Origin of the sequence: Mesorhizobium sp. M1A.F.Ca.IN.020.06.1.1, assembly GCF_004023265.1 — a bacterium.
Classification (GTDB): Bacteria; Pseudomonadota; Alphaproteobacteria; order Rhizobiales; family Rhizobiaceae; genus Mesorhizobium.
This window is the reverse complement of the sequence record NZ_RZSR01001367.1, coordinates 1-1,131: the sequence shown is the minus strand read 5'-3', so window position 1 is coordinate 1,131 and position 1,131 is coordinate 1. Positions and strand designations below refer to the sequence as shown.

Genomic DNA, 1,131 nt, shown 5'->3' with positions numbered 1-1,131 from the left:
CCCCCCTTGTGGGGGAGATGTCCGGCAGGACAGAGGGGGGCGCTGTCCTGCCAACGTATCCAGCATCGCGCTCATCTCAATTCCCCTCGAACACCGGCTTTTCCTTGGCCACGAACGCCTTGTAGGCGCGCTCGAAATCGCCGGTCTGCATGCAGATCGCCTGTGCCTGCGCTTCCGCCTCGATCGCCTGGTCGAGACCCATCGACCATTCCTGGTTCAACTGCGTCTTGGTGATGCCGTGCGCGAAGGTCGGGCCGGAGACGATGCGAGCTGCCATCTCGAGCGCGTCGGCCTCGAGCACCGCCGCATCGACCAGCCGATTGTAAAACCCCCAACGTTCGCCTTCGGCCGCGCTCATGGTGCGGCCGGTGTAAAGCAGCTCGGCGGCGCGGCCCTGGCCGATGATGCGGGGCAAGATCGCGCAGGCGCCCATGTCGCACCCGGCAAGGCCGACGCGGGTGAACAGGAAGGCGGTCTTTGCTTCCGGCGTCGCGATGCGGATGTCGGAGGCCATGGCGATGATCGCGCCGGCGCCGACGGCGACGCCATCCACCGCCGCGATGATCGGCTTGCCGCAATTCAGCATGGCTTTGACGAAGTCGCCGGTCATGCGCGTGAAGGAGAGCAGCGCCTTCATGTCCATCTTGACCAAGGGTCCGATGATGTCGTGGACATCGCCGCCCGAGCAGAAATTGCCGCCATTGGGCAGGAACGCCACGGCATCGACATCATCGGCGTAAGCGAGATCGCGAAAAGTGTCGCGCAGCTCCGCATAACTGTCGAAGGTCAGCGGGTTCTTGCGCTCCGGCCGGTCGAGCCGGACCTTCGCGACCCTGCCTTCCACCTCCCAGAGGAAGTGCTTCGGCTTGAGCTTGGCCATGGCGCTCATTCGCGTCCCTCCCAATTGCTGCGGAACGATTTCAGCATGCCGGTCAGCCGGCGCGCTTCGTCCTCGCTGACAGTGCCGAGGAGCTCGCCGACCCAGTTCTCATGCGCCGCGGCGATTGCCGCGAAAGACTTCGAACCTTCTTCGGTCAGCCGCACCATCGAGGTGCGGCGGTCGCCGTTGCGGCGCGCGCGCGTCACCAGCCCTTCGGAGACCAGCCTGTCGCGATTCCTGCTGGTGTCGAA

The 1,131-nt window shown here is 65.3% G+C and carries 1 protein-coding gene and 1 pseudogene; both read right to left on the bottom strand.

Annotation, left to right across the window (positions count from 1 at the left end; translation table 11 throughout):
- Positions 1-76: 76 nt before the first annotated feature.
- Positions 77-889, bottom strand: coding sequence for an enoyl-CoA hydratase family protein (locus EOA60_RS34060; RefSeq protein WP_095824270.1), 813 nt, complete (start codon positions 887-889; stop codon positions 77-79).
- Positions 886-1,131: pseudogene (locus tag EOA60_RS34055) on the bottom strand (MarR family transcriptional regulator); the annotation flags it as partial. The gene EOA60_RS34060 and the pseudogene EOA60_RS34055, both read right to left, overlap by 4 nt.